21 protein-coding genes and 2 pseudogenes are annotated in these 23,165 nt (G+C 68.5%); 11 read left to right on the top strand and 12 right to left on the bottom strand.

The window, feature by feature from the left end; all coding sequences use genetic code 11:
* Positions 1 to 74: 74 nt before the first annotated feature.
* Together ltrA (ACKTSN_RS36050) and ACKTSN_RS36045 are read right to left on the bottom strand one after the other, a co-directional pair.
* Positions 75 to 1,325 (bottom strand): group II intron reverse transcriptase/maturase, encoded by a 1,251-nt coding sequence (gene ltrA, locus ACKTSN_RS36050; protein ID WP_409468519.1) that lies wholly within the window; start codon positions 1,323 to 1,325, stop codon positions 75 to 77.
* 574 nt (positions 1,326 to 1,899) lie between these two features.
* A pseudogene (locus ACKTSN_RS36045) lies at positions 1,900 to 2,436 on the bottom strand (IS630 family transposase); the annotation flags it as partial.
* 144 nt (positions 2,437 to 2,580) lie between these two features.
* Between ACKTSN_RS36045 and ACKTSN_RS36040 the strand changes: the two are divergent.
* On the top strand, positions 2,581 to 3,843 hold the full coding sequence (locus ACKTSN_RS36040) for an IS701 family transposase (RefSeq protein ID WP_409467247.1): 1,263 nt from the start codon (positions 2,581 to 2,583) through the stop codon (positions 3,841 to 3,843).
* A gap of 152 nt (positions 3,844 to 3,995) precedes the next feature.
* Here the strand turns inward: ACKTSN_RS36040 and ACKTSN_RS36035 are convergent, their stop codons facing one another.
* Positions 3,996 to 4,325 carry a hypothetical protein gene (locus ACKTSN_RS36035; protein WP_409470352.1) on the bottom strand — a complete coding sequence of 110 codons (330 nt, stop codon included), beginning with the start codon at positions 4,323 to 4,325 and terminating at the stop codon, positions 3,996 to 3,998.
* Positions 4,326 to 4,373: 48 nt separating this feature from the next.
* Here ACKTSN_RS36035 and ACKTSN_RS36030 point away from each other — a divergent pair, with 48 nt between their 5' ends.
* The 3 genes from ACKTSN_RS36030 to ACKTSN_RS36020 all read left to right on the top strand — a co-directional run bounded on the left by ACKTSN_RS36030 (position 4,374) and on the right by ACKTSN_RS36020 (position 8,051).
* The gene (locus ACKTSN_RS36030) at positions 4,374 to 5,360 is read left to right on the top strand and encodes an IS630 family transposase (protein WP_409470353.1); all 987 of its coding nucleotides are present in this window, start codon (positions 4,374 to 4,376) and stop codon (positions 5,358 to 5,360) included.
* A 661-nt stretch (positions 5,361 to 6,021) separates the two neighbouring features.
* Positions 6,022 to 7,734 carry a group II intron reverse transcriptase/maturase gene (ltrA, locus tag ACKTSN_RS36025; RefSeq protein WP_409467920.1) on the top strand — a complete coding sequence of 571 codons (1,713 nt, stop codon included), beginning with the start codon at positions 6,022 to 6,024 and terminating at the stop codon, positions 7,732 to 7,734.
* A gap of 38 nt (positions 7,735 to 7,772) precedes the next feature.
* Entirely contained in the window at positions 7,773 to 8,051 is a 279-nt protein-coding gene (locus ACKTSN_RS36020; protein ID WP_409472946.1) for a hypothetical protein, read from the top strand.
* 280 nt (positions 8,052 to 8,331) lie between these two features.
* On the opposite strand, the gene ACKTSN_RS36015 is transcribed toward ACKTSN_RS36020, so the two are convergent.
* Together ACKTSN_RS36015 and ACKTSN_RS36010 are read right to left on the bottom strand one after the other, a co-directional pair.
* A complete protein-coding gene (locus ACKTSN_RS36015) occupies positions 8,332 to 8,943 on the bottom strand; it encodes a DNA-3-methyladenine glycosylase (protein ID WP_409472945.1) in 612 nt (203 codons plus the stop codon).
* 14 nt (positions 8,944 to 8,957) lie between these two features.
* Positions 8,958 to 9,215 (bottom strand): annotated as a pseudogene (locus ACKTSN_RS36010) (DNA-3-methyladenine glycosylase); the annotation flags it as partial.
* Positions 9,216 to 9,353: 138 nt separating this feature from the next.
* Here ACKTSN_RS36010 and ACKTSN_RS36005 point away from each other — a divergent pair.
* The 3 genes from ACKTSN_RS36005 (at position 9,354) to ACKTSN_RS35995 (ending at position 11,411) form a co-directional block, all read left to right on the top strand.
* Positions 9,354 to 10,136 carry a sporulation protein gene (locus ACKTSN_RS36005; protein WP_409472944.1) on the top strand — a complete coding sequence of 261 codons (783 nt, stop codon included), beginning with the start codon at positions 9,354 to 9,356 and terminating at the stop codon, positions 10,134 to 10,136.
* Between the two features lie 40 nt (positions 10,137 to 10,176).
* Positions 10,177 to 10,716 (top strand): YbhB/YbcL family Raf kinase inhibitor-like protein, encoded by a 540-nt coding sequence (locus tag ACKTSN_RS36000; protein WP_409472943.1) that lies wholly within the window; start codon positions 10,177 to 10,179, stop codon positions 10,714 to 10,716.
* A gap of 185 nt (positions 10,717 to 10,901) precedes the next feature.
* Positions 10,902 to 11,411 carry an HNH endonuclease gene (locus tag ACKTSN_RS35995; protein WP_409472942.1) on the top strand — a complete coding sequence of 170 codons (510 nt, stop codon included), beginning with the start codon at positions 10,902 to 10,904 and terminating at the stop codon, positions 11,409 to 11,411.
* Positions 11,412 to 11,516: 105 nt separating this feature from the next.
* Here ACKTSN_RS35995 and ACKTSN_RS35990 read toward each other — a convergent pair whose 3' ends face one another.
* From ACKTSN_RS35990 to ACKTSN_RS35980, 3 genes are all read right to left on the bottom strand, one after another.
* Positions 11,517 to 12,464, bottom strand: coding sequence for an SPFH domain-containing protein (locus ACKTSN_RS35990; protein WP_409472941.1), 948 nt, complete (start codon positions 12,462 to 12,464; stop codon positions 11,517 to 11,519).
* 146 nt (positions 12,465 to 12,610) lie between these two features.
* The gene (locus ACKTSN_RS35985) at positions 12,611 to 13,042 is read right to left on the bottom strand and encodes an NfeD family protein (protein ID WP_409472940.1); all 432 of its coding nucleotides are present in this window, start codon (positions 13,040 to 13,042) and stop codon (positions 12,611 to 12,613) included.
* Between the two features lie 93 nt (positions 13,043 to 13,135).
* A complete protein-coding gene (locus tag ACKTSN_RS35980) occupies positions 13,136 to 13,933 on the bottom strand; it encodes an ABC transporter ATP-binding protein (RefSeq protein WP_409472939.1) in 798 nt (265 codons plus the stop codon).
* Positions 13,934 to 14,084: 151 nt separating this feature from the next.
* On the opposite strand from ACKTSN_RS35980, the gene ACKTSN_RS35975 reads away from it, so the two are divergent.
* On the top strand, positions 14,085 to 14,873 hold the full coding sequence (locus ACKTSN_RS35975; RefSeq protein ID WP_409472938.1) for a hypothetical protein: 789 nt from the start codon (positions 14,085 to 14,087) through the stop codon (positions 14,871 to 14,873).
* Between the two features lie 224 nt (positions 14,874 to 15,097).
* Here the strand turns inward: ACKTSN_RS35975 and chpE are convergent, their stop codons facing one another.
* From chpE to ACKTSN_RS35960, 3 genes are all read right to left on the bottom strand, one after another.
* Entirely contained in the window at positions 15,098 to 15,343 is a 246-nt protein-coding gene (gene chpE, locus ACKTSN_RS35970; protein WP_409472937.1) for a chaplin ChpE, read from the bottom strand.
* Between the two features lie 160 nt (positions 15,344 to 15,503).
* Positions 15,504 to 16,145: a response regulator gene (locus ACKTSN_RS35965; protein ID WP_409472936.1), complete on the bottom strand. Its 642-nt coding sequence runs from the start codon at positions 16,143 to 16,145 to the stop codon at positions 15,504 to 15,506.
* Complete coding sequence (locus ACKTSN_RS35960; protein WP_409472935.1) at positions 16,138 to 17,283, bottom strand: GAF domain-containing sensor histidine kinase; 1,146 nt, start codon at positions 17,281 to 17,283, stop codon at positions 16,138 to 16,140. The genes ACKTSN_RS35965 and ACKTSN_RS35960 overlap by 8 nt, the downstream gene beginning before the upstream one ends.
* A 224-nt stretch (positions 17,284 to 17,507) precedes the next feature.
* Between ACKTSN_RS35960 and ACKTSN_RS35955 the strand changes: the two genes are divergently transcribed.
* The 3 genes from ACKTSN_RS35955 to ACKTSN_RS35945 all read left to right on the top strand — a co-directional run bounded on the left by ACKTSN_RS35955 (position 17,508) and on the right by ACKTSN_RS35945 (position 20,463).
* On the top strand, positions 17,508 to 18,206 hold the full coding sequence (locus tag ACKTSN_RS35955) for an SDR family NAD(P)-dependent oxidoreductase (protein ID WP_409472934.1): 699 nt from the start codon (positions 17,508 to 17,510) through the stop codon (positions 18,204 to 18,206).
* The gene (locus ACKTSN_RS35950) at positions 18,203 to 19,339 is read left to right on the top strand and encodes an S-adenosylmethionine:tRNA ribosyltransferase-isomerase (RefSeq protein WP_409472933.1); all 1,137 of its coding nucleotides are present in this window, start codon (positions 18,203 to 18,205) and stop codon (positions 19,337 to 19,339) included. Before ACKTSN_RS35955 ends, ACKTSN_RS35950 begins: the two co-directional genes overlap by 4 nt.
* A 299-nt stretch (positions 19,340 to 19,638) precedes the next feature.
* Entirely contained in the window at positions 19,639 to 20,463 is an 825-nt protein-coding gene (locus tag ACKTSN_RS35945; protein ID WP_409472932.1) for a transglycosylase SLT domain-containing protein, read from the top strand.
* Between the two features lie 111 nt (positions 20,464 to 20,574).
* Here the strand turns inward: ACKTSN_RS35945 and ACKTSN_RS35940 are convergent, their stop codons facing one another.
* Positions 20,575 to 23,088, bottom strand: a complete 2,514-nt coding sequence (locus ACKTSN_RS35940) for an ABC transporter ATP-binding protein/permease (protein ID WP_409472931.1) — start codon at positions 23,086 to 23,088, stop codon at positions 20,575 to 20,577.
* Between the last annotated feature and the right edge of the window lie 77 nt (positions 23,089 to 23,165).

Raw genomic sequence — 23,165 nt, 5'->3', positions numbered from 1 at the left:
TCACCCGCCGCCGCTCTCAGAACCGTGCGTAAGCCTCTCGGCTTACACGGCTCCCATCGTCCAGTCGTTCGCGGTCACGGCTTGACGAACTTCCAGTGGGCGAAGAGTCCGGGGAACCGCCTGGCGTGACGGCTCAGGGCTTCACGCGCTCTGGCTCGTTTCCGTTTGAACCGCTTGTACTTGCGGACGAGCCACCGCACCAGGTAGTCGTTGATGCGGTTGAGGCTGGGGTACAACGCGGACGGATGGAAGCGCCCGAAGTAGTTGATCCAGCCCCGCACGACCGGGTTGATCTCCCGGGCGAGCTGCTCCAGGGTCGTCTCACTTCGCAAGTGCAGCCGCCAGCGGCGGATCTGCACCCGGATCTGCTTGGCGGCCTCGTCGCTGACGGCCGGGTTGAAGCCGAAGAAGAAGTCTCCGCGCTTCGTCCGGAGTTTCCGTACGCGAAACCCGTACCCCAGGAACACGAACGAGGTGTGCTCGGCCAAGCCACGCCTGTTCCTGTCCCTGCAATACACGATGCGGGTCTTCTGGGGATGCAGTTGCAGCCCCCCGCAGTCGGCCAGCCGCCCGGCGATGGCCTCACGCATCTGATGCGCCTGGACCTCGTTGCGACAGTGGACCACCACGTCATCGCAATAGCGCTCGAACTGGACGCCAGGGTGCTCCCGGGCCATCCAGGCGTCGAACGCGTAGTGCATGAACAGGTTGGACAACACGGGTGAGACCGCCGAGCCCTGCGGGCTGCCGCGGTCCCGGGCTTGCAGGCTGCCGTCCGGCCGCTGGAGCGGGGCCTTGAGCCACCGCTCCACATACAGCAGGACCCACCGCTGGTCGGTGTGGTGCGCGACCGCCTTGAGGACGAGATCATGATCGAGGTTGTCGAAGAAGCCCCGGATGTCCAGATCGATCACCCAGTCCGTCTTCCAGCACCGCTCCCGGCACACCGCGACCGCATCCAGCGCACTGCGGCGGGGCCGGTAGCCGTAGGAGTCCGGGTGGAACACAGGTTCCACCAGCGGCTCCAGCACCATGGCCACCACCGTCTGCGCGATTCTGTCCGCAACCGTGGGCACACCGAGGATCCTGACCCCGCGTCCTCCCGGCTTGTCGATCTCCACCATCCGCACCGGCGGCGGGAAGTAGCAGCCCGACGACATGCGATTCCACAGCTTGTAGAGGTTGCCCCGCAGGTCAGCCTCGAACTGCTCGATCGACTCGCCGTCGACGCCCGCCGCTCCCTTGTTGGCCTTGACCCTCAAGTACGCCTCGAACACCAGGTGTTTCGAGATCCCGAACGACTTTGGTCCGCTCGTCCGGCTCATCCCGGGCACTCCGGTTGACCGCCAAACAGACCCGGACGACCCGTCCCCTTCGCTCCACCCGCATTACCGGGCTTCACCACTACTACGAGACGGTCCGCCCCCGTGCCCCGCTTCGGTACTCGGCCCCTCGCGGTCTTGTCCGCTTGGAGCACTCCCTCTCGCCGCCGGCCCACCGGGCCGACCGCAGTATCGGGGCGACAGGTTCCCACGTTCCGTGCAAGAGCCCGGGCCAGGCTCGCGCCGCCTCCATGCCGGACGCCATCCGGGCAGTCGGCAGGCTCCCCCCGGACTTGTCCCGGAGCCCAAATCATGCCCCGGTTTCGACGCCATTGAAGAAAGTTACGACACGTCGTCAGCGGTTCGCTCACGCTCGCCTTCCTGACCCACACCTGACGCGATCACTGCCGCGCCTTTTGCCGCAGCGCTCACCACGATCGGCACTTAACCGACGCAGCCTGCGGTGGTTTGGAGCCTCCCCCTGCAGGGCGACCCCGGAGGACCTATCTCCATCTCCTGCACAGCACCGCTTCCAGAAGCTGCTACATCAATGCCTCCTTCAGCGTTCGTGGCACACGATCTGGGACTTCTCGTCCACCGAGAGGACCACCGCGCCCTCGGGCGGGTTGAAGTACAGCCCGACGACGTCGTAGACCTTCTCCACGAACAGCGGGTCCGTCGACAGCTTGAACGTGTCGGTCAGGTGCGGCTTGAGCTGGAACTTCCGCCAGATCCGGCCGACCGTGGACTTCGACAGGCCGCTGTGCTCCGCCATCGACTTCCGCGACCAGTGGGTGGCGTTCTTCGGGATCTCCTCCAGCGTGGCGACCACGACCGCCTCCACCTGGTCAACGCTGATGGTGGGCGGCCGGCCCGGCCGGGGCTCGTCGACGAGGCCGTCCAGCCGCTCGGCCAGGAACCGGCGCCGCCACTTGCGGACGATATCGGCGGCCACCCGCAACTCGCGGGCGACCGCGACGATCGGCGGGATCTCCGGGCCTGCGCACGCCAGCACGATCCGCGCCCGCAGGGCAAGCGCCTGGGCCGACGACGCCCGCCGCGACCACCGCTCCAACACCGCCCTCTCGTCATCAGACAGCAGCAACGGTTCCAGCTTCGGGCCCCGACGAGGAACTGACGCACCAGCAGCAGAAGTCACGCAACAACTAACGATCAACTACTGGCGCAGGACACTAGTAGGGCTTTGTTAGGTACCCCGATTGATCATCGTCAGGTAGATTGTGATGTTCTGTCAGGTGTGACACCTGAGGAGATGGAGACGGTCCGCCCGCGCCTGGAGGCGTTCGCGGCGGAGATGCTCGGTTCGCTGGCGCGTCGGGACCAGCGGGCCAAGGGCGAGCTGTATCTGCGCGGGCTGATGCTGGACGGCAAGCGCAAGTCCATGCAGCCGATGGCCGAGCGCCTGGGCGTGGACCACCAGCAGCTGCAGCAGTTCGTCTCATCGTCCACCTGGGACTACTCCAAGGTCCGTGAGCGGCTGGCCCGTTGGGCTGCCGCGCACATTTCTCCCGAGGCGTACGCGATCGATGATGTCGGCTTCCCCAAGGACGGCTACGACTCACCGGGGGTGGCGCGGATGTACTGCGGCGCCCTGGGTAAGCGCGGCAACTGCCAGGTCGGCGTCAGTGTGAACCTGGTCAGTGACCGTGCGTCATCGGCTGTCGACTGGCGCCTGTTCCTGCCCGAGAGCTGGGACGACACCAAGTACGGCGAGGACGCGCTGATGGCCGAGGCGATCCGGCGCCGCCGCGCCAAGGCGGGAATCCCGGACACCGAGCGGCACCGGGAGAAGTGGCGCCTGGCGCTGGACATGCTCGACGAGGTGCGCGACAACTGGGAGTTGCCCGACCTTCCGGTCGCCGCCGACGCCGGATACGGCGACGCCACCGGCTTTCGCGAGGGCCTGACCGAGCGCGGCCTGACCTACGCGGTCGCGGTCAAAGCCACCACGACCGCGCACCCCGGCAATGCCACACCCCAACGCCCGCCGTACTCCGGGCAGGGCCGCCCTCCCGTGTCCGCCTACCCCCAACCGCACACCACCCTGCGCGCCCTGGCCCTGGCCGTCGGCCGAGCGGCCACCCGCACCGTCACCTGGCGCCAGGGCAGCAAGGCCACCAGACGCAACCCGAACGCCGAGATGCGCTCGCAGTTCCTGGCCCTGCGGGTCCGACCGGCCAACCGCACCATCCGCCGCGCCGCCGACGGCTCCCTGCCCGACTGCTGGCTGCTCGTCGAGTGGCCACCCGACTCCGCCGAGCCAACCGACTACTGGCTCTCGACGCTTCCCGCCGACACCCCACTGCGCGAACTGGTACGAATCGCCAAGATCCGATGGCGAGTTGAGCACGACTACCGCGAGCTCAAGGACGGTCTGGGCCTGGACCACTTCGAGGGCCGCAACTACCTCGGCTGGCACCGCCACGTCACCCTCGCGTCCCTCGCCCAGGCCTTCTGCACCATGCTCAGGCTCGACCCAAAAGCCCCTGCGCCGGCCTGACCCTCTACGCGGTCCTCCGCGAACTCCAGGCCCTCCTGGCCACCTGGACCGGCGCCTGCTCGATATGCGGCCAACCCGCACCAGCACCCGAACCCCACCACAGGACCTAACAAAGCCCTACTAGTGCTGCTCCGCAGAAGTTCGTGGAGGGGTCAGGCCGCCGGGCTGTCGAGGTAGAGGCCGCAGGCGCAGTCCAGGCATTCCTCGGGGCTGCCGACGGGGAGGCCGCTGGGTAGCACGTTGTCCTGGTAGCCGCCTCGGCTGGCGAGGTAGAGAGCGAAGCCCCAGGAGTGCAGGACGCCCGCGAAGCGCAGGCGGCACAGCGGCAGCTGTTCGCCGTCCTTCAACTCGCCGTCCACATAGGCGAATCCGGCTCGAAAGCGGACTCGGACCCGGGCGAGCTGCGGCCAGCGCTCGCTGGCGCGGGCGTTCAGCCGCTGGCGCAGGTGGTGCTGCATGGACTCGGGTGGGTTCTTCGGCACAGCCCCATCCTGCCGCCCCGACCGGCGCCTGCGCCATGATCACTGCTCATGGCGGAGGGCTCGGGGCGGTGTGCGGCGGCGGCCGTGGTGGTGGACGAGGAGGTGCGCGGCGTGCTGGAGCGGATCGTGTCCTCGACGAAAGCGCAGGTGCGGCAGGTGCTTCGGGCCAGGATCGTGCTGGCGGCAGCCGACGGAGTGGGCAACGCGGCGATCGCACGTCGGCTGGCGGTGAGCGTGCACACGGTCCGCAAGTGGCGCGGGCGGTTCGCCGGGCTGGGTTTGGCGGGACTCAAGGACGCCGCTCGCTCGGGCCGACCGCGCCGCTACGACGACCTGGTGCGCGTCGCGGTGGTCGCCGCGGCCACCAGCGCCCCGCCCGTCCCCGCCGCGACCTGGACCCACGTGTCCATCGCCGCTCAGGTCGCGGGCACGGTGTTCGCACCGATCTCCGCCTCCCAGGTCGGCCGGATCCTGGCCGACCTGGACCTCAAGCCGCACAAGGTGCGCGGCTGGCTCACACGCCGCGACACCCCCGACTTCTGGGAGCGGGTCAAGGACATTTGCGAGCTGTACCGCAACCCGCCGACCGGGGCGATCGTGCTGTCCATCGACGAGAAGACCGCGATCCAAGCCCGCGAGCGCCGCTACCCCTCACAGCACGTCCGACCAGGCCGAGCGGCCCGGCACGAGTTCGAGTACCGACGCCACGGCACCGCCTCGATCGTCGCCGCGCTGGAGGTCACCACCGGACAGACCCTGATCGAGACCATAGAACGCAACAACGCCGCAACCTTCACCGCCTTCCTGGACCGCCTCGACCGGCTCCTGCCACGCGACAAGGAAATCCACGTGGTTCTCGACAACGGCTCCTCCCGCACCGCGAAGCACACCAAAGAGTGGCTCGCGGCCCACCAACGCTGGCACATCCACTGGACCCCACCCCACGCCTCCTGGCTCAACCAGGTCGTGCGACACGAAAGCCGCTTGAGAAGAGCGGACTCACCGAAGGAGGATCGACTGATGTCGAAGGTGTAGCTCCCGAGCCAGTGCACAGGGCTCGTTCCCGCCTCAGCGTGCGTCGTGAGTAATCGCGGGGTGCGAAGCCTGGGGAAATGCCCAAGGATCCTCGTTCCATCCGGGGGTTACAGGCTGGGAAATGCCGGACGGGTGAATGCGAATGAACCCTTGATGATGCCTCGTCATGAGCACTCTCGCCGATGGGTCGTTTCAGCGAGAGATAGGGACTGGCCGCTGGAAATCGGCAGGCGCCGACTGGGGAAATCTGGCCAGTCGGGAGTGCACCGCCGTCCCCGGGGTGCAGAGGGCCCCCTCACCGGCAGCATCTCTCTCATGCGGAACGTGACAACCCCGATGGAGTCCAGGCAATGCAATTCTGACCTGGTAAGCCAACCGCAAGGAAGGCCCAACTCTCCAGCGGGCGCAGGAAGACCCAGCAAGCGAATGCCGGTCGCCGAAAGGCAACAGGAAACCGGGAACCATGCGCTGACACCTCCGTCGGTGGTCCCCGCATAACTGGCCGGATAGGGGCCGATGTCCCGGCCTGAAAGGGCGCTGACGTGGGTCTGGTGAGCCCGTGAAGAAACGATGACCAAAGACACCTGAACCGAAGGGCAAGTTGGACGCCGTGACGACACACGTGGCTGGGGCGGCGCAAGCCGCTGCGACCGCAGCCGGCATGGCGAACGGACCGGAGGACGAGATCACCGACTGGCCGTCGATCGACTGGCGGACCGTCGAGGACGACGTACGGCGTCTGCGGCAACGCATCTTCACGGCATCGCAGGCAGGAGACCTGGCCAAGGTCAGGAATCTGCAGAAGTTGATGCTCCGCTCCCGCGCCAACACACTCGCGAGTGTGCGGCGGGTCACGGAAGTCAACGCTGGCCGCAAGACGGCGGGCATCGACGGGAAAGTCGTCCTGCTGCCCCAGGGAAAGGCCGAGTTGGCCGACTGGGTCCAGCATGGCGCGGCCCCGTGGAAGCCCAAGCCCGTCAAGCGGGTGTATATAGCCAAGGCGAATGGGAAGCAGCGCCCACTTGGAATTCCTGTGATCGCCGACAGATGCCTTCAAGCTCTGACGCTGAATGCACTGGAGCCCGAGTGGGAGGCACGGCTGGAACCGAAGGTCTACGGTTTCCGTCCAGGCCGTGGCTGTCATGACGCGATCGTTGCCATCCACACGACGGCGAGCGGCAAGAACGCCAAACGCTTGTGGGTGCTCGACGCGGACTTGAAAGCGGCATTCGACCGAATCGACCACGATCACCTGCTCGCGTCATTGGGCTCCTTTCCCGGGAGGGGAATGATCGCCGGATGGCTGAAGGCGGGTGTGGTCGAGAAAGGTTGGTTCACCCCCACGGTGGAGGGAACTCCCCAGGGCGGGGTGATCAGTCCCGCGTTGTTGAACATCGCCTTGCACGGCATGGGAAAGGCTGCTGGAGTCCGCTACCAGAATCTCGGCAGTGATGCCACGATTCTGGCGCGCGATTCTCCGGTTCTGGTCGTCTACGCCGACGACCTTCTCGCCCTGTGTCATTCTCGGGAACAGGCCGAGCAGGTCAAGGCGCGGCTGACTGTGTGGCTCGCGCCCCGGGGCCTGGCCTTCAACGAGGACAAGACGCGCATTGTCCACCTCGATGAGGGCTGCGACTTCCTGGGGTTCAACATCCGACGCTACCGCAGCAAGCTGCTGACCAAACCGAGCAACGCGGCCTTGCGGCGGATCCGGGAACGGCTTGCCGCCGAGGTGCTGGCCCTGCGAGGGGCCAACGCCGACGCGGTGATCGCCAAGCTCAACCCGATCATCAAGGGCTGGGCTGCCTACTACCGGATCGGGGTGTCCAAGCGGGCGTTCAACTCGCTGGACGCCTACGTGTGGAGACTGGTCTACAAGTGGGCCAAGTTCTCCCACCCGAACAAGCCGATGCGCTGGGTGACTGCCCGGTACTTCGCCATGTTCAACCCGTTCAGGCAGGACACATGGGTATTCGGGGACCGCACCAGCGGTTTCTACCTCTACAAGTTCGCCTGGACGCCGATCGTCCGGCACCGGATGGTGCCAGGGAGGGCGTCAACCGACGATCCCGCCCTGGCCGACTTCTGGGCCAAGCGGTGCCGCCGCGGCAAACTCCCGCTGGGCAAGGGCACCTTGCATCTGTTGCAGATGCAAGACGGCCGATGTCCGCTCTGCGGAGGGCTGCTGCTGCACGCCGACCACGAGCCGCAAACTCCCGACCAGTGGGAGCAGTGGCTCAAGGTCACCCGCATCGCGATCCGCAAACACGCGGTCACCGCCGAAGCGGGCAACGGCAAGCCGGACAAACCCGCCGCCTCACGCCTGATACACACCCACTGCCGGCGTCGGCTGGCCACTGGCCCCGGCCGGTGACCAGCACTTCTGTTCGCCCGCGAGCCCAAGGGGCTTGCTTGAGCCGGTTGCCTGGAAAGCGGGCACGGCCGGTTCTGAGGGGGGACCGCTGCAGCAATGCAGCGGTCCTACCCGACGAGCGGTGGTTCGGCTTCCTGGCCGACCAGAAGATCCGCCGCGGCGCGCACAAGAACGTCCAGGCCCTGGAAGCCGACATCCGCGCCTGGGTCAAGGAGTGGAACGAGGACCCCAAGCCGTTCATCTGGACCAAAACGGCCGAGGAAATCCTCGACTCCCTCGCCCGCTTCTGCCGACGGATCTCCGGCGCAGGACACTAGCGGGGAATCATACAAAACGGGGAGGACCCCCATCAGGGGCCCTCCTGGTTGGTGCCGGTTCGGCTCAGTCTTCGCTGTACACGGTGACCGTGACCCTGGCGGTGCGGAAGAACTCACCAAGGGGGTCATCCCCCACCCTTCCGACCCGAGTCGGCGCACGTCGACAGTCACCGGACCGGCCGGGAACGCGTCACGCGCCACGCTCGCGAGCGATCACGCACCTTCGGGCCCAACTTCCGCGCCGACTCACCGGCGAGCCGCGAGCGAGGCGCACAACGGCTCAGGCTCCAGAGGGCGGCTTGGCTCTCGAGCTCAGTCGGTACACCGAGACCGTTGGATCACCAGCGAGGTAGAAACGGTGCTGCCAGTCGTGGGCTCTGCTCACGCCCACCCGAGGACCGACCCGGATGAGTTCGGCGGGTACTGGCTCGCCCTCGGACAGCGTGACCGAGGCGCCTGTGAGTAGATCTGTGCCGTTGTGCTCTGCCGTGATGCCGAGCGCCTGGCAGAAGTTCCCCGGGCCGCGCGCAAGGCGTGGGCCCTCGACCTTCGCCCCTCGCCGCTTGCGTGCCAGGTCTTCCCCTTCGATGACCCTGCCTGCCCGGATGAGGACGGCTGAGGCGATGCCGTCTGTCCCGGTGACGATGTTCGCGCACCAGTGGAGACCGTGAGACCGGTAGACGTACAGGTGTCCTGCGGGCCCGAACATGACGGCGTTGCGGGGCGTCCTGCCTCGGTAGGCGTGGGAGGCTGGGTCGGCCGCACCGGAGTACGCCTCGGTCTCCGTGATGGTGATGCTCACGGTTCCCTCGGGGGTCTCGTGGGTGAGGATGGCACCGAGCAGCTCGGGGGCGACTTCTTCAGCGAGACGAGCGAGATTCACAGCGTTCATGCTGACCGACTTGACATGCCGTAGGTGAAGTAGACGTACACATGGCCGGGCGGACCGAACATCACGTCGTTGCGGGCCGTGCGGCCGCGATAGGCGTGAGAGCCGGGGTCGTTCGGGCCGTCGTAGGCCTCGACCTCCGTCAGGCGCAGGGTGATCGGACCGTCCGGGGTCGTCCGCACGAGGAAGCGGCCGAGGAGGTCGGGGGCCACGTCCAGTACGGGCCGGTCGAAGAACCTCCGGGGCAGGGGCGTACGGTCGGGGGTCGCGATCATGCCGTCCGAGGGTAGTGCAGACGGCTGGGTGCAGCAGGGTGGTCAGGGGACGTTCGCCTTGCCGGAGTGGGGCGCGGAACCGGTCGCGGCCGGATCGCGTTTGTAGTGATCAGAGACGTTAGTGAACGAGGGAGAGACATGGCGTTCAAGAAGCTGCTCGCGAGTCTGGGGGCCGGTGGCGCTTCGGTCGAGACGGTGCTGACCGAGGTCAACGTGGTTCCGGGCGGTGTCGTCCAGGGTGAGGTGCGGATCCAGGGCGGGTCCGTCAGTCAGCAGATCGAGGCGCTGTCGGTCGGTCTGCAGGCCAAGGTCGAGGTCGAGGGTCAGGACACCGAGTACAAGCAGGACATCGAGTTCACGAAGGTACGGCTGGGCGGTGCCTTCGAGCTGCAGGCGAACGCCGTGCACGCGGTGCCGTTCGGGCTGGACATCCCCTGGGAGACGCCGATCACGATGATCGACGGTCAGCCGCTGCGTGGCATGCACATCGGTGTGACGACCGAGCTGGAGATCGCGCGTGCGGTGGACTCCGGTGACCTGGACCCGATCAACGTGCATCCGCTGCCGGCGCAGAAGGCGATTCTCGACGCCTTCATCCAGCTGGGCTTCCGTTTCAAGAACGCGGACGTGGAGCGCGGACACATCCGGGGTACGCGCCAGAAGCTGCCGTTCTACCAGGAGATCGAGTTCCTTCCGCCGCAGCAGTACCGCGGGCTGAACCAGGTGGAGTTGAGCTTCGTGGCCGACGAGCAGGCCATGGACGTCGTGCTCGAGATGGACAAGAAGCCGGGGCTGTTCAGCGAGGGCAGCGACACCTTCCGGTCGTTCCAGGTGGGGTTGCACGACTACCAGGGCACCGACTGGGTGGCGTATCTCAACCAGTGGCTGTCCGAGGTCGGCAGCAAGCGCAACTGGTTCTAGGCTCGGAGCCCACTGAACCATCCGATCAGGAGGTACCGAGGTGACCGAGCTCAAGAGGCGGCCGCTCCCCCACGACTTCCATCCGCCCGTGCCGTCGTTCACGGTCACGAGTGAGGACGTCGAGGAAGGCGCGACGCTCAAGGACGCTCAGGTCTACGCGGCCGGCAACACGTCACCGCACCTGCGGTGGGAGGGCTTCCCGCCCGAGACCAAAAGTTTCGCCGTGACCTGCTACGACCCGGACGCCCCGACGGGGAGCGGCTTCTGGCACTGGGTCGTGTTCGACATCCCGGTGTCGGTGACGGAGCTGCCGGCGGGTGCGGGCAGCGGGAAGTTCGAGGGGTTGCCGAAGGGTGCCGTACAGGCGCGCAACGACTACGGCACGAAGGACTTCGGCGGTGCCGCGCCGCCGCCCGGGGACGGGCCGCACCGGTATGTGTTCACGGTGTACGCCGTGGACCAGGAGAAGCTCGGTGCGGACGCGGACGCCAGCCCGGCCTTCGTGGGTTTCAACCTGCGATTCCACACGCTGGCGCGCGCCCAGCTGATCGGTGAGTACGAGGTGCCCGCCACACCCTGACGTTCACCGAACGTTTGCCCGCCTCTGGTCTTGGACGTGATCAGAGGCGGGCATTTTTGTTGCCGGGGGTCACGGGACACCCCTGTGGAGCAGCAGATATTGCGTTGTCCATCTCGGCGTGCACGGCCAGAGTTGATCCCAGCCCGCCATGGGGTGGGCCGGTGCACACGGGAGGTGGGCTGGTTATGCGGGACACGCTGGTTCTGAACGCGAGCTTCGAGCCGCTGTCGACGGTGACGTTGAACCGAGCCGTCGTTCTGGTGCTTCAGGACAAGGCCGTCGTCGAGCAGGCCCACCCCGAACTGCGTATGCGCGGAGCCGCGGTCGACATACCGGCGCCCCGGGTGATCAGGTTGTGCAGGTATGTACGGGTGCCGTTCCGAAGACAAGCGCCGTGGTCGAGGCGGGGTGTCCTGGTGCGGGACCGGCACAGGTGCGCGTACTGCGGGCGGCGGGCGACGACCGTGGACCACGTGGTGCCGCGGTCGCAGGGTGGTCAGGACACTTGGCTGAATACGGTCGCCTCGTGCGCGGAGGACAACCACCGGAAGGCGAATCGGACGCCGGAGGAGGCGGGGATGCCGTTGCTGCGGGAGCCGTTTGAGCCGACGCCGACGGATGCGATGTTGCTGGCGCTGGCCAACGATGACTTTGAGGCGCTGCCGGATTGGTTGGCGCAGTCGGCTGCTGCCTAGACCGTAGGGCTGCGGGTTTTGTTGACCTGCGGGCCGTATGTGTTGATCGCGCAGTCCCCGCGCCCCTGAGGGGGGTGTGGGGAACTGCGCGTTGTAAGGCGGCCGTCAGTCGATGCTGGGCTTCTCTCGGCGTTCGGGGGCTGTGCCGCTGTTGCCCGAGGAGCCCGAACCTCCTGCGTTCGGGGCGAAGTTGCCCATGGCGCCGGAGAGGCCCTTGAGGGCGTCACCGATTTCGCTGGGGACGATCCAGAGCTTGTTGGCGTCGCCCTCGGCGATTTTCGGGAGCATCTGGAGGTACTGGTAGGAGAGCAGCTTCTGGTCGGGGTCGCCGGCGTGGATCGCCTCGAAGACCGTACGGACGGCCTGGGCCTCGCCCTCGGCGCGCAGTGCGGCGGCCTTGGCCTCACCCTCGGCGCGCAGGATCTGGGACTGCTTCTCACCCTCGGCGCGCAGGATTTCGGACTGCCGGACACCTTCGGCCTGGAGGATAGCGGCGCGCTTGTCACGGTCGGCTCGCATCTGCTTCTCCATCGAGTCCTGGATGGAGGTGGGCGGTTCGATCGCCTTGAGCTCGACGCGGTTGACGCGGATGCCCCACTTGCCGGTGGCCTCGTCGAGGACGCCCCGCAGGGCCGCGTTGATCTCCTCGCGTGAGGTGAGGGTGCGTTCCAGGTCCATGCCGCCGATGATGTTGCGCAGCGTGGTGACGGTGAGCTGCTCGATCGCCTGGATGTAGCTGGCGACTTCGTAGGTGGCGGCGCGGGCGTCGGTGACCTGGTAGTAGATGACGGTGTCGATGTTGACCACCAGGTTGTCCTGGGTGATCACCGGCTGCGGCGGGAACGGGACGACCTGTTCGCGCAGATCGATGCGGTTGCGGATGGTGTCGATGAACGGGACGACGATGTTGAGGCCCGCGTTCAGCGTCCGCGTGTAGCGGCCGAAGCGCTCCACGATGGCGGCGCTGGCCTGCGGGATGACTTGGATCGTCTTGATCAGGGCGATGAAGACCAACACCACCAGAATGATCAGGACGATGATGACCGGTTCCATCGTCGTTCCCCGTACCCTTCTTCCGCCTCGGCGCTTTCGGCAGTTCTTATGGCGCAGATCTTATGGCTGTTGAAGATCTTGCTGGTCGAGTCTGACAGACCGTCGCGCAGCTCGTGCGGTGTTCGGTCACCTTGCGTCGCGCGAGGTCACATGACGATCGCCGTGGCACCCTCGATGTCCACGACGTCCACTTCCTGGCCTGCCTCGAAGGTGCGGCCGGCGTCGAGGGAGCGTGCCGACCAGACCTCACCGGCCAGCTTGATGCGTCCGCCCGAGCCGTCGACGCGCTCCAGCACGACGGCCTGTCGGCCTTTCAACGCCTCTACGCCGGTGGCGAGTTGGGGGCGTTGTGCGCGGTGCCGGTTGGCGATGGGCCGTACCACCGCGATGAGGGCCGTCGAGACGACGGCGAAGACCACGACTTGGAAGACGGCGTCACCGCCGAAGATGCCGGCGGTCACCGAGGCCGCGATGGCGCCCACCGCGAGCATGCCCAGTTCGGGCATCGCGGTGATCACGAGTCCTAGGCCGAGCCCCGCCGCTCCGATCAGCCACCACAGCCACGCGTCGATTTCCACACGGTCATGGTAGGACCGCGGAACGTGCGCGGACAGGGCGCGATCAGGTTGGGAGGTGCTTCTTACCCGTCTCTTTGCGGGTACTTCACCGGCTCAGGACAGCGGGAGGCCCTGGGCGGTCCAGCGGTCGCCGACCTGCTCGACGACGAGCGGGAGGCCGAAGCAGAGGGAGAGGTTGCGGGAGGTGAGCTCGAGCTCGATCGGGCCGGCGGCGAGAACCTTGCCCTGGCGGATCATGAGGACGTGGGTGAAGCCGGGGGCGATCTCCTCGACGTGGTGGGTGACCATGAGCATCGAGGGGGCGATCGGGTCGCGGGCGAGGCGGCCGAGACGGCGTACGAGGTCCTCGCGACCGCCGAGGTCGAGGCCGGCGGCGGGCTCGTCGAGGAGGAGCAGCTCGGGGTCGGTCATCAGGGCGCGGGCGATGAGGGTGCGCTTGCGTTCGCCCTCGGAGAGGGTGCCGAACTTGCGGTCCAGGAAGTCGGACATGCCGAAGCGGTCCAGGAACGCGCGGGCGCGCTGCTCGTCGATCTCGTCGTAGTCCTCGTGCCAGTGGGCCGTCATGCCGTACGCGGCCGTCAGCACGGTCTCCAGGACGGTCTGGCGCTTGGGGAGCTTGTCCGCCATGGCGATGCCGGCCATGCCGATGCGGGGGCGCAGTTCGAAGACGTCGGTGCCGGGGGTGCCGAGAGTTTCGCCGAGGATGGTGGCGGTGCCCTTGCTGGGGTAGAGGTAGCTCGAGGCGACGTTGAGGAGGGTGGTCTTGCCGGCGCCGTTGGGGCCGAGGATGACCCAGCGCTCGCCCTCCTTCACCGACCAGGAGACCTGGTCCACCAGAGCCCGGCCCTCGCGGACCACGGATACGTCCTGAAGCTCCAGAACATCGCTCATGAGCGCGTTGTCTCCCCTTGCAGTGTGGCCGGTCTCGGCTGTCGCGTACGCCTGTGGCTCGGTCCGCCGCGCCGGTGGGCGCAGCCCTCAAGGAAATCTACGCCACCGGTCGGCCAGTCCATTCCATCGGTCCGGTACTTAGGGTGGAGGCATGCTTTCGGAACCGCGCTCTGGACGCCTTGCCGCTTGGGGAAATGCCCTTCTTGCCGGACTTGTGTCGCCGGACGACGCCGTGCTCGCCATCGTCGGGGACGATGCCGTGCACCGGGTGGAGGGGCTGCCGGGTGAGTCGGCGCCGGTCGGGCTCACGCTTGCGCTGGGGCGGCTGCGGGCGCTCGGGGTGACCGGGCTGCGGGTGGCGCTGCCGGCGCCGGGGCATCCGCTGGGGCTGAGCGGGCCGCCGGAGTTCAATGCGCGGGCGCTGGACGCCGAGGAGGCGGTGATCTGCCACGGCGGTGCGCTCGGGCTGGTGCCGGAGGTGTACGAGGCCGGGCCCGACGGTGATGTTCATGTCGAGGTCGTGTGGCATGTGCTGCCGGTGCGGGAGGCGCCGCCGGCCGATGTGCCGTCGCTCGGGGAGGCGGAGCGAGAGCTGGCGGAGGCGCTGCGGGAGGCGACCGAGGTGCTGACGCGGCTGGACGTGGCCGGGTCGGGGCCGGTGGCGGAGGCGGCGATCGATGCGTATCGGGCGCGGGCCGAGCGGGGGCGGGAAGTGTTGGCGCCGGGGTATCCGGGGCGGGCCGTGCGGGTGCTGGAGCTTGCGCAGCGGGTGGGGATGCTGATCTCGGTGGCGTACGAGAACGGGCATGGGGGTGCGGTGAGTGCGTCTGAGATGGCGGCGCGGTCTCAGGCGTTGCGGCCGGTGGAGCGGGTGGCTCGGCGGGCGCAGGTCGCGGCGTACAACTCCGTTGTGGAGGAGCGGGAGCGGGGCGTGAGGTGAGGGTCGGTTGCTGTGGTGACCGGTGTTGGTGCGGGGCGGGGGTGGGTGCGCGGCCCGGCGCTGACGGGGTGCCGCCCGCGCCCACCCGTGCCGCCCATGGGGGTCCCCCAGGCCCTTAAGGCACTGGGGGAGGCACGACTGCCCGCGGCTCGACGCGGCAAAACTGACCGGCCTCCCGGAGGGAACCCGGGAGGCCGGAGGTCACTGCGGCTTTGCCGTGGACGTCAGCGGTTGACGCCCAGGTTGCCGAAGGCCGGGTTCAGCACGCCGATGACGTTCACGCTGTTGCCGACCGCGTTCACCGGGACGTGCACCGGGGCCTGGACGACGTTGCCCGAGAGGACACCCGGCGAGCCCACGGCCTTGCCGTCGGCCGTTGCGCCGTCGGTGGCGGAAGCCATCCCGGCACCGGCGGCCATGAGACCCCCGGCCACCATCGTCACGGCCGCTGCCTTCTTCAGGTTCTTCACTTCTGAGCCCTTCTGATGCGATCGCCGCGGCCAGTCGCCGCAGCACGCACTGAAGAACGGCGGAGATCGAGGAAGGATGCGCCATTCGGGGGACATTCCCACGACGGTATGAATCTCAGCCCGGAGCGGAACCCTCCATATTGCCGGACAGGCGTACTGATCAGCCGGTCACCCCATGGCGTACGGCCCACAGTGCCGCCTGGGTGCGGTCCGCCAGGTCGAGCTTCATCAGGATGTTCGAGACATGGGTCTTCACCGTCTTCTCGGACAGCACCAGCGCGCGGGCGATCTCGCGGTTGGAACGGCCGTCGGCTATCAGGCCGAGCACCTCGCGTTCCCGCTCGGTGAGCGAACCCGCCCTGCCCGGTCCGGAGTTGGCCCCCTCGTGGGACAGCAGGGCACCTGCCACCTCGGGCTGGAGCAGGACGTGCCCCGCGTGCACCGAGCGGATGGCGCCGGCCAGCGCGTCGGGATCGACGTCCTTGTACACATAACCGGCGGCACCCGCGCGCAGGGCCGGGACCACCGTGCGCTGCTCGGTGAAGCTCGTGACGATCAGCACGCGCGCGGGATTGTCCAGCTCGCGGAGCCTGCGCAGCGCCTCGACGCCGTCCATGCCGGGCATCTTGACATCCATGAGGACGATGTCGGGCTTGAGCTCCTCGGCGCGGGCGACGCCTCCGGCGCCGTCGGAGGCCTCGCCCACCACCTCGATGTCGTCCTGCACCTCGAGAAAGGTGCGCAGGCCCCGGCGGACCACCTGGTGGTCGTCGACGAGCAGCACCTTGATCGCTTCAGCCACCGGGGACCTCCATCTCGATGGTGGTGCCCTTTCCGGGCGCCGATTCCACAGTGAGCGTGCCGCCGACCCCGCTCGCCCGGTCCCGCATGGAGACCAGACCGAGGTGGCGTCCCGCCCGGCGCACCGCGCGGGGTTCAAAGCCGCTGCCGTCGTCCGTGACCCGCAGGACGGCACCGCTGCCGCGCCTCTCCAGGGTCACGTCGACCCGGTCGGCCCCGGAGTGCCGCAGGGCGTTGTGCAGGGCCTCCTGGGCGACCCGCAGCATGGCCTCCTCCTGGGCGGCGGGCAGGGCGCGCACTCCTCGGCCGGTGAAGGTCACGTGCGCGGTGTGGGCGCGGTCGAGGACCTGGATCTGGGTGCGGAGAGTGGCGACGAGGCCGTCCTCGTCGAGGGCCGCGGGGCGCAGTTCGACGACGGCGGCGCGCAGTTCGTCGGCGGCCTCGGCGGCGAGTGCGGCCACCTGCTGCAGTTCGCCCTTGGCGCGGGCCGGGTCGCGGTCGACGAGGGCCGCGGCGGCCTGTGCCGTCAGGCGCAGGGAGAACAGTTTCTGGCTGACCGCGTCGTGCAGTTCGTGGGCGAGGCGGGAGCGCTCCTCGGCGATGGTCAGCTCGCGGCTGCGTTCGTAGAGGCGGGCGTTGGTCAGGGCGATCGCGGCGTGCTGGGCGAGGATGGCCAGCAGTTCCTCGTCGTCCGCGGTGAATCCGCAGCCGCCTTGCGGCTTGGAGCAGTTCTTGTTGGCCAGGAACAGTGCGCCGATGACCTCGTCGCCGTCTCGGATGGGCAGGCCCAGGAAGTCGGACAGCTCGGGATGGGCCGAGGGCCAGCCCTCGAAGCGCGGATCGGTGCGGACGTCGCCGAGGCGCTGTGGCTTCGCGTCGTGGAGCATCGCGGCGAGGATGCCGTGCTGGCGCGGGAGGGGGCCGATGGCCCGCCACTGGTCGTCACTGATCCCGTCGACCACGAACTGCGCGAACCCGCCGTGGTCGTCCGGGACGCCGAGCGCGGCGTACTGCGCGTCGAGCAGCTCGCGGGCCGAGGCGACGATCGTCTTGAGGACGTCGCGCACCTCGAGGTGCCTGCTCATGGCCAGCAGCGCGGAGCTCACCGCGGCGAGGCCGGACCGGGGGCCGTGACTCATGTCCTCACGGTACCGGCGGGCTGTGACACCACGGATCGGACCGGTGACGGCAGCCGCCTGGGCCGGTGGGCCTAGGACTGGCCTAGGACCAAGGTTGTGGCCGGGTGGATTAGGTCGAAGGGCCCCGACCGATTGCGGCCTGCGGCCGAGGCGGGGCGGGCGGCCCGGTTCCTACGTTGAGGGCACGCCGATCGAGCGGCGTCGAGGACGAGGGGACGGGTGTCATGCCGGTAGCGATCATCACGGGGGCCTCGAAGGGGCTGGGACGGGCGCTCGCCGAGGCGCTGGCCGGGCGCGGCTGGGATCTGGTGCTGGACGCCCGTGGGGCCGAGGCGCTGCGGGAGACGGCGGCGGCGCTCGCGGAGTACGGAACCCGGGTGGAGACCCTGCCCGGCGATGTCACGGACGCCCGGCACCGGGCCGCGCTGGTCGCGGCGGCCTCGAAGCTGGGCGGCGTCGATCTGCTGGTGAGCAACGCGAGCGCGCTGGGCGCCGAGCCGCTCGTACGGCTGCGGGAGCCGCCGCTGGACGGGCTGCGGCGGGCGCTGGAGGTAAACCTGGTGGCCGCGCTCGGTCTGGTGCAGGAGGCGCTGCCGCTGCTGAAGGCGGCCGAGGCGGGGGCGGTGATCGCGGTCAGCTCGGACGCGGCCGCCGAGCCGTACGAGACGTGGGGCGGCTACGGGGCGTCCAAGGCGGCTCTGGACCATCTCGCAGCGGTGCTGGCCGTGGAGGAGCCGGGGCTGCGGGTCTGGGCGGTCGACCCCGGTGACATGGCCACGGACCTGTACGCGGCGGCTGTACCGGACGACGGTGATCCGCGGCCGGAGCCCGCCGGTGTGGTGCCGGCGTTCCTGCGGCTGCTGGACGAGCGGCCGGTGAGCGGCCGCTACGGTGCGCCGGCGCTGCTGGAGGGGGATCGATGACGCCGGCCGTCCAGGTGCCGGAGGAGTTGTCCGCGCGGGTGCCGGTGGAGCAGCGGGGGCCGGGGTTGGACCGGGACGCCGTACGGCTGCTGGTGTCGCGGGGCGCGGAGGTGTCGCATCACGCGTTCGTAAAGCTGCCGCGGCTGCTGCGGGCGGGGGATCTGCTGGTCGTCAACACATCGCCGACCCTGGCCGCCGCGGTGGACGGGCGGATCGGGCACGCGCGCGTGGTGGTGCATTTCTCGACGCGCGGGGACGACGGGCGGTGGGCGGTCGAGCTGCGGGATCCGGATGGGCAGGGCACCACGCGCGCGCGTGCGGGCTGCCCTGCGGGGACAGAGGTGCGGCTGCCCGGGGGCGTGCTGCTGGTAGTGGAGGAGCCGCTCAGTGCACGGGGCGAGCGGCTGTGGTGGGCGCGGCCGTCCGGGGCGGGGGTCCTTGGGATGCTGCGGGAGCACGGGCGGCCGATTCGTTACTCCTACACGGAGCGGGACCAGCCGTTGTCCGTCTACCAGACGGTGTTCGCGCTGCCGTCGGCCGACGGGGTGGGCAGTGCGGAGATGCCGAGTGCGGCGCGGCCCTTCACGGTGCGGATGGTGACGGAGCTGGTGAGCCGAGGTGTGCAGTTCGCGCCTGTGACGCTGCACACAGGGGTGGCGTCGGCAGAGGCACACGAGCCGCCGTATCCCGAGCGTTTCGCCGTGTCGGGGGCGTCGGCTCGGCTGATCAATGCGGTCAAGGCCGATCAAAGAAGGCGCGAAGCGCTTCCTTGGAAGGATGGTGGCGGGAGACGGGCGGGCGGCAGGGTGGTCGCCGTCGGGACGACGGCCGTGCGGGCCGTGGAGTCGGCGGCCGGAGCCGACGGGGTCGTACACGCGCGTGAAGGGTGGACGGATCTCGTCGTCACCCCGGAGCACGGGGTGCGGGTGGTGGACGGGCTGCTGACGGGGCTGCACGAGCCGGAGGCCTCGCATCTGCTGATGCTGGAGGCGGTCGCGGAACGGGCGGCGATCGACCGCGGGTACGAGGAGGCCCTGCGCGGACGCTACCTGTGGCACGAGTTCGGGGACGTGCATCTCCTGCTTCCGGCGGAAGGTGCTCACGCAGAGCATTGCTCAAGCAACTGTTGGTGAAACTGTTGCGCGGTCCATGTGAGCCCGCGCATAGGGCGCAGATCACGTACGAAGGCGCATAGGAGATAAACCCCCTCATGCCGAGCGGGACAGATGGCCCAATCTGTCCCGTTTTGTCATTTCCGCGTCTATTACCCGGGGTAGTACGTCACACCTTTGCCTGGGAATTTTGCGGCCGCTAACAATGGCTGCCGTCGCTCAGCGCCGTGGGTTTCGGCCCGCGGCGTTCGTGCGGGAAGAGCCGATTCCCCCGCTGGACGTAGAGCGACCTCCGCGCTACTCGAAGAGGTCCATCAGCCATGCCCAAGAACACCAAGCTTCGCGAGCGTGCTCGCGCGCTGACCAAGAACCACAAGATCGCCCTCGCCGGTGTCGCCACGCTCGGCGCCGTCAGCCTCGCGTTCTCGGCGGTTCCCTCGGGCGGACAGACGACCACGATCGACGCCGCCTCCGCGGCCCCGGTGACCTACAGCTCCGAGCGGGTCAAGGACGTCATGGCCAGCGTCACCGACCAGCTGGCGACTGCCAGCCTGAAGGTGGAGGCGATCGAGGCGAAGAAGAAGGCCGCCGCCGAAGCCGCCGCCAAGAAGAAGGCGGCCGCCGCCCAGGCCGCAGCCGCGAAGAAGGCCGCCGCCGAGCGGAAGGCCGCCGCCTCGAAGAAGGCCGCCGCCGCGAAGAAGGCCGCCGCCGCGAAGAAGGCCGCCGCCGAGCGGAAGGCGGAGCTGGTGCGTCAGGCGAAGGAGGCCGCGAGCCGGTCCGCGCAGCGCGTCCAGGTCCAGCAGGTCGCCGCGAAGGCGACCTACGCCAACAACCTCGACGGCTGGATCCGGCAGTCGCTGGACATCATGAAGAGCAAGGGCATCCCGGGCTCCTACAACGGTCTGCACCGCAACATCATGCGGGAGTCCTCGGGCAACCCGAACGCCATCAACAACTGGGACATCAACGCCGTCAACGGCGTCCCGTCCAAGGGCCTGCTCCAGGTGATCCCGCCGACCTTCAAGGCGTACCACGTCCCCGGCACGTCCTGGAACATCTACGACCCGGTCGCCAACATCACCGCCGCCGCCAACTACGCGGCCGACAAGTACGGCTCGATCGACAACGTCTTCGGCGCGTACTGACGAAACTGCGCGGACCGAGGCCGGCGCGGACCTCCGGTCGCGTACGCCGAAGGGCGGCACCCCTCCTGACCGGGTGCCGCCCTTCGGCGTCCTACGAACCCTTGAACGCGCCTACTTGCGCATGACCTCGGGCTCGTGGCGGCGCAGGAAGCGGGCCACGAAGAAGCCGCAGATCACCCCGAGGGCGAGCAGGGCGGCCATGTCCATGCCCCAGGTGCCGACGGAGTGCTCCCACAGCGGGTCGTTGTCGGCGCCCTCCTCGGGCGGGCTGATCTTGTTGAAGTCCAGCGTGGCACCCGCGGCGGCGACCGCCCAGCGGGACGGCATCAGGTACGAGAACTGGTTGACGCCGACCGTGCCGTTCAGGGCGAACAGGCAGCCCGTGAAGACGACCTGGATGATCGCGAACATGACCAGCAGCGGCATGGTCTTCTCGGCCGTCTTCACCAGCGACGAGATGATCAGACCGAACATCATCGAGGTGAAGCCCAGCGCCATGATCGGCAGGGAGAGCTCGACGAGCGTGAGCCCGCCGAGGACCAGGCCCTCCTCCGGGAGCTCCCGGCTGGAGAAGCCGATGACGCCGACCAGCAGGCCCTGCAGCACGGTGATCATGCCCAGCACGAACACCTTGGACATGAGGTACGCGGACCGGGACAGACCGGTCGCGCGCTCCCGCTCGTAGATCACCCGTTCCTTGATCAGCTCGCGGACGGAGTTGGCGGCGCCGGCGAAGCAGGCGCCGACCGCGAGGATCAGCAGGACCGTGGTGGCCGTCCCGTTCGGGATGATGCGCCCGGTCTGCGGGTTGGCCGGGTTGGGCAGCAGGCCGTTGTCCGGGTCGATGAGCAGGCTCACCGCGCCGAGCACGGCCGGCAGGATCAGCATCAGCGCCAGGAAGCCGCGGTCGGAGGCGATCACCGAGACGTAGCGGCGCACCAGGGTGACGAACTGGGACATCCAGCCCTGTGGCTTCGGCGGTTTCATCGCCTGCATCGGCGGCATCTGTACGGACTGTGCGGCGACGGCGTCGATGTCCGCGGCGTACATCTGGTAGTGCTGCGAGCCCTTCCAGCGGCCCGCCCAGTCGTAGTCGCGGTAGTTCTCGAAGGCGGAGAAGACGTCGGCCCAGGTGTCGTAGCCGAAGAAGTTCAGCGCCTCCTCGGGCGGGCCGAAGTAGGCGACCGAGCCGCCGGGGGCCATCACGAGAAGCTTGTCGCACAGTGCCAGTTCGGCCACGGAGTGGGTGACGACGAGGACCGTACGCCCGTCGTCGGCGAGGCCGCGCAGCAGCTGCATGACATCGCGGTCCATGCCCGGGTCGAGGCCGGACGTCGGCTCGTCGAGGAAGATCAGCGACGGCTTGGTGAGCAGCTCCAGGGCGACCGAGACACGCTTGCGCTGGCCGCCGGACAGGGACGTGACCTTCTTGTCCTTGTGGATGTCGAGCTTCAGCTCGCGCAGCACCTCGTCGATCCGGGCCTCGCGCTCCTGTGCCGTCGTGTCGGCGGGGAAGCGCAGTTTGGCCGCGTACTTGAGGGCCTTCTTGACGGTCAGCTCCTTGTGCAGGATGTCGTCCTGCGGAACCAGACCGATGCGCTGGCGCAGCTCGGCGAACTGCTTGTAGAGGTTCCGGTTGTCGTACAGGACCTCGCCCTGGTTGGCGGGCCGGTAGCCGGTGAGCGCCTTGAGCAGGGTCGACTTGCCGGAGCCGGACGGGCCGATCACCGCGATCAGCGACTTCTCCGGGACGCCGAAGGAGACGTCCTTGAGGATCTGCTTGCCGCCGTCGACCGTGACGGTCAAATGGCGGGCGGAGAAGCTGACTTCACCGGTGTCGACGAACTCCTCGAGCCGGTCGCCGACGATACGGAACGTCGAGTGGCCGACGCCCACGATGTCGGTCGGGCCGAGCAGTTGGGATCCGCCCTTGGGGATCGGCTGGCCGTTGACGTACGTGCCGTTGTGCGAGCCCAGGTCACGGATCTCCATGCGACCGTCGGGCGTCGAGTGGAACTCCGCGTGGTTGCGGGAGACCTGGAGGTCGGAGACGACCAGGTCGTTCTCCAGGGCGCGGCCGATGCGCATGACGCGGCCCAGCGCGAACTGGTGGAACGTGGTCGGGCTGCGGTCGCCGTAGACCGGCGGCGCCCCCGCGCCACCACCGGGGCCCTGCTGGTGCGGAACCTTCGCGACGGGCTGCTGAGGCTGCGGCTGCTGCCAGCCGGCCTGCGAGGCCTGCTGCTGCGGCGCCTGCTGGGACCAGCCGGGATTCGCGCCCTGAGCCGCGTACGGCTGCTGCTGGGGCTGTGCCTGCGGTGCGACAGCCGCCGCGCCGCCGGACAGGTTCAGCTGCGGCCCGTCGGTCGCGTTGCCCAGATTGACGGACGAGCCGGGGCCGATCTCCATCTGGTGGATCCGCTGCCCCTGCACGAAAGTGCCGTTGGTGCTGCCATGGTCTTCGATGACCCAACTGCGGCCGTTGAAGCTGACCGTGGCGTGCCGCCAGGAGACCCTGGCGTCGTCGAACACGATGTCTCCCTGCGGATCGCGTCCGAGTGTGTATGCCCTGGACGCGTCGAGCGTCCAGGTTCGTCCATTGGTTTGCAGTACGAGTTCCGGCACTCCATGCCCCACTGAGTTGTCCCCCGAATTACCCCCATCACAGGGAGTCTAGGGATGTCGAACATCGGGGGGAACTA

This window comes from Streptomyces flavusporus (genome assembly GCF_046267975.1).
Classification (GTDB): Bacteria; Actinomycetota; Actinomycetes; order Streptomycetales; family Streptomycetaceae; genus Streptomyces; species Streptomyces flavusporus.
Note: the sequence above shows the minus strand (reverse complement) of the source record. Positions and strands in the feature narration are given on the sequence as shown.